The sequence below is a fragment of the Pantoea sp. XY16 genome (assembly GCF_025153065.1).
Taxonomy (GTDB): domain Bacteria; phylum Pseudomonadota; class Gammaproteobacteria; order Enterobacterales; family Enterobacteriaceae; genus Pantoea; species Pantoea alfalfae.
On sequence record NZ_JANZNP010000001.1, the window covers coordinates 309,682 to 317,455 of the forward strand.

Annotated in this window: 10 protein-coding genes and 2 tRNA genes; all 12 read left to right on the forward strand. The window is 54.7% G+C overall.

The genetic code is table 11. The features are described from left to right. Positions 1–9: 9 nt before the first annotated feature. The 12 genes from cydB (at position 10) to N1689_RS01640 (ending at position 7,774) form a co-directional block, all read left to right on the forward strand. Entirely contained in the window at positions 10–1,149 is a 1,140-nt protein-coding gene (cydB, locus tag N1689_RS01585; protein WP_161732149.1) for a cytochrome d ubiquinol oxidase subunit II, read from the forward strand. Between the two features lie 15 nt (positions 1,150–1,164). Further along, the gene (cydX, locus tag N1689_RS01590; protein WP_013357150.1) at positions 1,165–1,269 is read left to right on the forward strand and encodes a cytochrome bd-I oxidase subunit CydX; all 105 of its coding nucleotides are present in this window, start codon (positions 1,165–1,167) and stop codon (positions 1,267–1,269) included. Then, complete coding sequence (ybgE, locus tag N1689_RS01595) at positions 1,269–1,562, forward strand: cyd operon protein YbgE (protein ID WP_161732151.1); 294 nt, start codon at positions 1,269–1,271, stop codon at positions 1,560–1,562. The genes cydX and ybgE overlap by 1 nt, the downstream gene beginning before the upstream one ends. Positions 1,563–1,739: 177 nt before the next feature. Continuing rightward, on the forward strand, positions 1,740–2,144 hold the full coding sequence (ybgC, locus tag N1689_RS01600; protein WP_010260759.1) for a tol-pal system-associated acyl-CoA thioesterase: 405 nt from the start codon (positions 1,740–1,742) through the stop codon (positions 2,142–2,144). Beyond that, positions 2,141–2,827, forward strand: a complete 687-nt coding sequence (tolQ, locus tag N1689_RS01605; RefSeq protein WP_003853142.1) for a Tol-Pal system protein TolQ — start codon at positions 2,141–2,143, stop codon at positions 2,825–2,827. The genes ybgC and tolQ overlap by 4 nt, the downstream gene beginning before the upstream one ends. Positions 2,828–2,840: 13 nt before the next feature. Continuing rightward, positions 2,841–3,269 (forward strand): colicin uptake protein TolR, encoded by a 429-nt coding sequence (gene tolR, locus N1689_RS01610; RefSeq protein ID WP_013357153.1) that lies wholly within the window; start codon positions 2,841–2,843, stop codon positions 3,267–3,269. Positions 3,270–3,296: 27 nt separating this feature from the next. Further along, positions 3,297–4,598 carry a cell envelope integrity protein TolA gene (gene tolA / locus N1689_RS01615; RefSeq protein WP_260057685.1) on the forward strand — a complete coding sequence of 434 codons (1,302 nt, stop codon included), beginning with the start codon at positions 3,297–3,299 and terminating at the stop codon, positions 4,596–4,598. A gap of 115 nt (positions 4,599–4,713) precedes the next feature. Further along, complete coding sequence (gene tolB / locus N1689_RS01620) at positions 4,714–6,009, forward strand: Tol-Pal system beta propeller repeat protein TolB (RefSeq protein WP_013357155.1); 1,296 nt, start codon at positions 4,714–4,716, stop codon at positions 6,007–6,009. A 51-nt stretch (positions 6,010–6,060) separates the two neighbouring features. Then, positions 6,061–6,588, forward strand: a complete 528-nt coding sequence (pal, locus tag N1689_RS01625) for a peptidoglycan-associated lipoprotein Pal (RefSeq protein WP_003853135.1) — start codon at positions 6,061–6,063, stop codon at positions 6,586–6,588. A gap of 9 nt (positions 6,589–6,597) precedes the next feature. Next, on the forward strand, positions 6,598–7,392 hold the full coding sequence (cpoB, locus tag N1689_RS01630; RefSeq protein WP_260057686.1) for a cell division protein CpoB: 795 nt from the start codon (positions 6,598–6,600) through the stop codon (positions 7,390–7,392). 164 nt (positions 7,393–7,556) lie between these two features. Next, positions 7,557–7,632: transfer RNA gene (locus tag N1689_RS01635), tRNA-Lys, on the forward strand. 70 nt (positions 7,633–7,702) lie between these two features. Then, positions 7,703–7,774: transfer RNA gene (locus tag N1689_RS01640), tRNA-Lys, on the forward strand.

Genomic DNA, 7,774 nt, shown 5'->3' on the forward strand with positions numbered 1-7,774 from the left:
AGAGCGACCATGTTTGATTATGAAGTTCTGCGCTTTGTCTGGTGGCTGCTGATCGGCGTGCTGCTGATTGGCTTTGCTGTCGCAGATGGTTTTGATATGGGCGTCGGGATGCTGACGCGCATGCTGGGCCGCACTGATACTGAACGTCGCATCATGATTAACAGTATCGCTCCGCACTGGGACGGTAACCAGGTCTGGCTGATCACCGCGGGTGGCGCGCTATTTGCTGCCTGGCCGATGGTTTACGCGGCAGCCTTCTCCGGCTTCTATGTGGCGATGATTCTGGTGCTCGCGTCGCTGTTCTTCCGTCCGGTCGGTTTCGATTACCGCTCGAAGATTGAAGATAACCGCTGGCGCGGTGCCTGGGACTGGGGCATTTTTATTGGCAGCTTCGTGCCGCCGCTGGTGATTGGCGTGGCCTTTGGCAACCTGTTACAGGGCGTGCCATTCCATGCCGATGCGTATCTGCGCCTGTTCTATACCGGCAACTTCTTCCAGCTGCTGAATCCGTTTGGCCTGCTGGCGGGTGTGGTCAGTGTGGCGATGATTCTGGCGCAGGGCGCAACCTACCTGCAGATGCGCACTACTGGCGAACTGCATCTGCGTTCGCGTACCGCTGCACAACTTGCCGCGCTGGTGATGATGGTCTGCTTCATCCTGGCGGGTGTCTGGGTGAAATACGGTATCGATGGTTATGTGGTGACCAGCACAGTGGATCACTTCGCCGCCTCGAATCCACTGGGAAAAACTGTCGTACGCGAAGCGGGTGCCTGGATGGTCAACTTCCAGAACCATCCTGTACTGTGGCTGTTCCCGCTGCTCGGTTCAGTGCTGCCGCTGCTTACCGTACTCTGCTCGCGGGTTGAGAAGGGCGCCTGGGCGTTCCTGTTCTCCTCACTGACCCTGGCCTGCGTCATCATGACCGCCGGCATTGCGATGTTTCCGTTCATTATGCCATCCAGCACCGTGCCGGGGACCAGCCTGACAATGTGGGACGCAACGTCCAGTCTGCTGACGCTGCAAACCATGACCGTGGCCGCCGCTATCTTTGTCCCAATCATTCTGATTTACACCACCTGGTGCTACTGGAAGATGTTTGGCCGTATTACCAAAGAGCAGATTGAAAGCAACAGTCACTCACTCTATTAATAAAGGAGATGTCGCATGTGGTATTTTGCCTGGATTCTCGGCACGTTGCTGGCCTGTGCCTTTGGTATCGTGACCGCTCTGGCGATTGAACACGTTGAAGCGCAGGATGAGACTCACTGATGCGCACGCCAATTCGGATGCTCTATGATCTGATGGATAAGGGCCCGTTACGGGCCCTTTCACTGCTGCTGGCGCTGCTGACGGCGGGCGGCGTGATGTGGGATCCGACCCGTTTTGCTAATCAGGCGGGCCAGCTTCCTGCTCTGCAGGGGCTGGTGCTGATCTGGGCGGTCTGCTGCGGCGTAATTCACGGTGTGGGTTTCCGGCCACGGAAAACCCGATGGCAGGCGCTGTTTACGCCGTTACCGGCTCTGCTGGTGTTATTGATTGCGCTTTACCGTTTTTACCTTTAATCCCCGCCTCACCCGCGCTGTCAGTGAATATTTGTCAGCGCCGGGTCAATAAATCTCTCTGAAATCGTTCCGTTTGTTACGGAGCGATAATTATTTTCGCCTGGCTCTGGCGACCCATTCCCAACCCCAATTCTCTTGCGTATAGTAGCAACGTTTAAAACGAGGCCGGGATGTAGAGTGAGTACAACGCTGTTTCGCTGGCCGGTTCGGGTCTACTACGAAGATACTGATGCCGGTGGTGTGGTTTATCACGCCAGCTATATCGCTTTTTATGAACGAGCACGTACCGAAATGTTGCGACAGCACCATTTCAATCAGCAGACGCTGTTAGAACAGCAGATCGCTTTTGTGGTACGGCGCATATCGGTGGACTATCTGGCGGCGGCGCGTCTTGATGACCTTCTGGAGATCCAGAGTGAGGTCACATCAATGACACGGGCTACCATGACGTTCACGCAGCGTATCGTGAATACTGAAGGCAAAGTGCTCAATGAGGCAGAAGTCCTGATTGCCTGCATTAATCCACACCTGATGAAGCCGATTGCGCTTCCCAAGTCTATTGTCGCGGAGTTCAAGCAGTGACTGACATGAACATTCTTGATTTGTTCCTGAAGGCGAGCCTTCTGGTCAAACTTATCATGTTGATTTTGATCGGCTTTTCTATTGCCTCCTGGGCCATCATTATTCAGCGCACACGTATTCTGAATGCGGCGGGAAGAGAAGCGGAGGCGTTTGAAGACAAATTCTGGTCCGGCATCGAACTCTCGCGCCTGTATCAGGAGAGCCAGGAGCGCCGGGAAGAACTGGGTGGCTCGGAGCAGATTTTCTATTCCGGCTTCAAAGAGTTTGCCCGCCTGCATCGCGCCAATAATCATGCGCCGGAAGCGGTCATTGACGGGGCGAGTCGTGCTATGCGCATCTCAATGAACCGCGAGCTGGAAGCGCTGGAAAACCACATTCCGTTCCTGGGAACGGTCGGCTCTATCAGTCCTTACATCGGGCTGTTCGGTACCGTCTGGGGAATTATGCACGCCTTTATCGCGCTGGGCGCGGTGAAGCAGGCGACGCTGCAGATGGTGGCACCGGGTATTGCTGAAGCACTGATTGCGACCGCAATCGGCCTGTTTGCCGCGATTCCGGCGGTCATGGCGTATAACCGTCTGAACCAGCGCGTAAACAAACTGGAGCAGGGCTACGACAATTTTATGGAAGAGTTCACTGCCATCCTGCATCGCCAGGCTTTCTCCAGCGATAGCGCTAAGTAAATAGAGGTTAATGATGGCCAGAGTACGTGGTCGCAAAAGCCGCGACCTGAAGTCGGAAATCAACATCGTTCCGCTACTGGACGTCCTGCTGGTGCTGTTGCTGATCTTCATGGCGACGGCACCCATTATTACCCAGAGCGTGGAAGTGGATCTGCCGGATGCGACCGATTCTAAAACGGTTTCCAGCGACGATAATCCGCCGGTAATTGTCGAAGTAGCGGGCGTGGGGCAGTACAGCCTGGTCGTGGATCACGATCGTATGGACCAACTCCCCCCTGAGCAGGTCATCAGCGAAGCGCAGCGTCGACTGGAAGCGAATCCTAAGACGGTCTTTTTGATCGGAGGCGCGAAAGAGGTGCCTTACGATGAAATTATTAAAGCGCTCAACCTGCTGCATCAGGCGGGTGTTAAATCTGTCGGTTTGATGACGCAGCCGATTTAAAATCGAACCGTTTTTTGGGAACCGAGTGTGTCGAAGGCAACCGAGCAAAACGAGAAGTTAAAGCGCGCGATAATCATTTCGGTGATTCTGCACATCGTGCTGATCGCGCTGCTGATTTGGAGCTCGTTTAATGAGCATGTTGACCCCAGCAGTGCGGGTGGTGGTGGCAGTGATATTGATGCAGTGATGGTCGATCCTGGTGCCGTCGTAAGTCAATACAATCGTCAGCAGAACCAGCAGAGTGACAGCCAGCGGGCTGAGCAGCAGCGTAAAAAGCAGGCGCAGCAGCAGGCTGAAGAGCTGCAACAGAAACAGGCCGCTGAACAGCAGCGTCTGAAAGCGCTGGAAAAAGAGCGTCTGGCCGCGCAGGAAACGGCGAAAGAAGAGGCTAAACAGCAGGCTGAGCAACAGAAAGCAGCTGAAGAGGCCGCTAAGCAGGCTCAGGAACAGCAGAAAACCGCTGAAGCAGCGGCAGCCAAAGCTAAAGCGGATGCGAAAGCCCAGGCGGATGCACAGGCAAAAGCCGCCGCCGAGCAGGCGAAGCAGGCCGCTGCCGACGCAAAGAAGCAGGCTGATCAGCAGGCGAAAGCCGCGGCGGCGGCCGCGGCAAAAGAGAAAGCCGTTGCGGAAGCCAAAGCAAAGTCTGAAGCGGATGCCAAAGCGGCGGCGGATGCCAAAGCCAAAGCGGCCGAAGAAGCGAAAGAGAAAGCTGCAGAAGCCAAAGAAAAAGCCGCAGAGGCGGCGAAAGAGAAGGCCGCTGAAGCCGCGAAAGAGAAAGCTGAGGCGGCCAAAGAAGCCGCAAAAGAGAAGGCAGAAGCGGCTGCCAAGGCGAAAGCCGATGCCGCGGCAAAAGCCAAAGCCGATGCGGCAGCCAAAGCAAAAGCGGATGCCGCTGCTAAAGCCAAAGCAGATGCCAAAGCGAAAGCGGCCGCTGATGCGGCTAACGACAGCGATGTCGATGATTTACTGGGTGGACTCGCTTCCGGCAAAAATGCACCGAAAAGCGGCACCTCAGGTGGCGCAGCAGGGCAGGGCAACCAGAAGAAAGCGGGCGCATCAGGCGCGGAGATCAACTCCTACATGGGTCAGGTTGTGAGCGCGATTCAGAGCCGATTCTACGATGCCGATCTGTATCGCGGAAAAACCTGTGATTTGCGGATTAAACTTGCGCCTGACGGCTTGTTGATTGATGTTAAGTCAGAGGGGGGCGATCCCGCGCTCTGTCAGGCCGCGATTGCTGCCGCCAAACAGGCACGTATTCCGAAGCCGCCTTCGCAGGCGGTCTACGAAGTGTTTAAAAACGCCCCGATGCGTTTTAAACCGCAATAATGCAGTCACGGTCGGCAAGTTGATCTATGTTTAGCTTGCCGTACTTAAGTTGTACTCGTGGTTTCCAGGAACAGTGCCAATTATCGTGGACTGAGGTTCAGATAAGGGAGATAAAATGAAGCAAGCTCTTCGCGTTACGTTAGGCTTTTTTATCCTGCTGTGGGCAGCCATGCTGCATGCAGAAGTTCGAATTGAGATCACCCAGGGTGTTAACACCGCGCGCCCGATTGGTGTGGTGCCGTTTAAATGGGCGGGTGCGGGTGCCGCGCCAGAAGATGTCGGCGGTATCGTGGCGGCTGACCTGCGCAACAGTGGCAAATTTAATCCACTGGATCGCTCGCGTCTGCCACAGCAGCCTGCCAGCGCGCAGGAAGTTCAGCCTGCCGCCTGGAGCGCGCTCGGCATTGATGCCGTTGTCGTCGGTCAGGTTGCTTCTAACCCGGATGGCAGCTATCAGGTTTCTTACCAGCTGGTTGATACCGGCGGTGCGCCAGGTACCGTACTGGCACAGAACTCGTATAAAGTGACTAAACAGTGGCTGCGTTATGCTGCCCACACGGCCAGCGATGAGACGTTCCAGAAGCTGACCGGCATTAAAGGTGCTTTCCGTACCCGTATCGCCTATGTCGTGCAGACCAACGGCGGTCAGTTCCCGTATGAGCTGCGCGTCGCTGACTACGATGGTTACAATCAGTTTGTGGTACATCGTTCACCACAGCCACTGATGTCGCCAGCCTGGTCTCCGGATGGCAGCAAAGTTGCCTACGTGACCTTTGAAAGCGGCAAATCTGCGCTGGTGGTTCAGACGCTGTCTAACGGTGCTATCCGTCAGGTCGCCTCTTATCCACGTCATAACGGTGCACCGGCGTTTTCGCCAGATGGCTCTAAGCTCGCTTTCGCGCTCTCTAAAACCGGCAGTCTGAACCTCTATGTGATGGATCTGGCGTCAGGTCAGACGCGTCAGGTGACAGATGGCCGCTATAACAGCACTGAACCAACCTGGTTCCCGGACAGCCAGACGCTGGCTTATACCTCGGATCAGGCGGGTGCGCCTCAGATCTATAAAGTCGGCCTTAACGGCGGCACGCCACAGCGTATTACCTGGGAAGGTGGTCAGAACCAGGATGCGGATGTCGCAACAGATGGTAAATCTATGGTGATGATTAGCACCAGCGGTGGTGCTCAACACGTCGCCAAACAGGATCTGGAAACGGGAGCCGTTCAAACGTTAACGGACACGTTCCTGGATGAAACGCCGAGCCTGGCACCAAACGGCACAATGGTAATCTATAGCTCTACTCAGGGGATGGGTTCCGTACTGCAGTTGGTTTCAACCGACGGTCGTTTCAAAGCGCGTCTTCCGGCAACTGATGGACAGGTCAAATTTCCTGCCTGGTCGCCGTATCTGTAATGTCTGACAGTTCAGACATCGCAAACAATAAACAATAATGGGATTTTTGAAATGCAACTGAACAAAGTGCTGAAGGGTTTGATGCTGGCTCTGCCGGTTCTGGCAGTAGCGGCTTGTAGCTCACACAAAAACAACAACAATGACCAGACTGGCATGGGCGCTGATGGCGCTTACGGTGCAAACTCTGGCATGAACGGTAACGGCGGCAACATGTCTTCTGACGAGCAGGCTCGTCTGCAGATGCAGCAGCTGCAGCAGAACAACATCGTGTACTTCGGCCTGGACAAGTATGACGTTCAGTCTGATTACGCACAGATGCTGGATCAGCACGCGACCTTCCTGCGCAGCAACCCATCATACAAAGTGACCATTGAAGGTCACGCGGATGAGCGCGGTACGCCGGAATACAACATCGCCCTGGGCGAACGTCGTGCTAACGCCGTTAAAATGTACCTGCAGGGTAAAGGCGTGTCGGCTGATCAGATGTCTATCGTTTCTTACGGTAAAGAGAAGCCAGCCGTTCTGGGTCATGACGAAGCAGCGTATTCTAAAAACCGTCGTGCCGTACTGGTCTACTAAGAGAATCACATGGTTAGTAACTTCAGACGTCATCTGTTGAGTCTGTCGTTACTGATTGGCGTAGCGGCCCCCTGGGCCGCTAATGCCCAAGCGTCAATCAGTAACGTTGGCTCCGGCTCGGTCGAAGACCGTGTCACCACTCTTGAACGAATCTCTAATGCCCAGGCACAGCTGATGCAGCAACTGCAGCAGCAGATGAGTGATAACCAGCGTGATATTGATGCGCTGCGTGGGCAAATCCAGCAAAACACGTATCAGTTGAATCAGGTTGTTGAGCGGCAGAAGCAGCTCTACCAGCAGATTGACACGCTAAGCAGCGCCAGCAGCAGCGGCGGGCAGCAGGCTGCCGGCAGCGACGCCGCAGCGGATACAGACGCAGCAGCAACCGCAGGCGCGGCAGCATCCACGGGGAGCGCACCCGCGCAGACCGGCGATGCCAACAGCGATTACAATGCGGCTGTGGCGCTGATTCTGGAGAAGAAACAGTATGACCAGGCGATCAGCGCGCTTCAGGCGTGGGTAAAACGTTACCCTGATTCGACCTATCAGCCGAATGCGAATTACTGGCTGGGTCAGCTGAACTACAACAAAGGCAAAAAGGACGACGCGGCTTATTATTACGCCACGGTGGTGAAGAATTATCCGAAGTCGCCGAAAGCTGCAGAAGCGTTGTTGAAAGTGGGTGTCATCATGCAGGAGAAGAAAGATACGGCGAAAGCCAAAGCGGTCTTCCAGCAGGTGATCAAACTTTATCCAGACACCGAATCTGCTAAACAGGCGCAGAAACGTCTGGCAGGCCTGTAATTTGTCCGGTTCAGACCAGATATCGTGTGATTTCTGGTCTTGCCGTATGAAAGGTAAGCAACTGAAGCATTTAGCAGAAATAAGAGTTGCGCTACCCCGCTAAATCAGTAATATATGCCGCCGTTGCCGGGACACATTGAAAAGTGTCTGGTCAGCCTGAAGATGGGTCGTTAGCTCAGTTGGTAGAGCAGTTGACTTTTAATCAATTGGTCGCAGGTTCGAATCCTGCACGACCCACCATCTCCTTCAGACGCGCTTTTACCGCGCTGTTTTAAGAAGAACACTTCAGCATTGCTTCACAACCTAAGATGGGTCGTTAGCTCAGTTGGTAGAGCAGTTGACTTTTAATCAATTGGTCGCAGGTTCGAATCCTGCACGACCC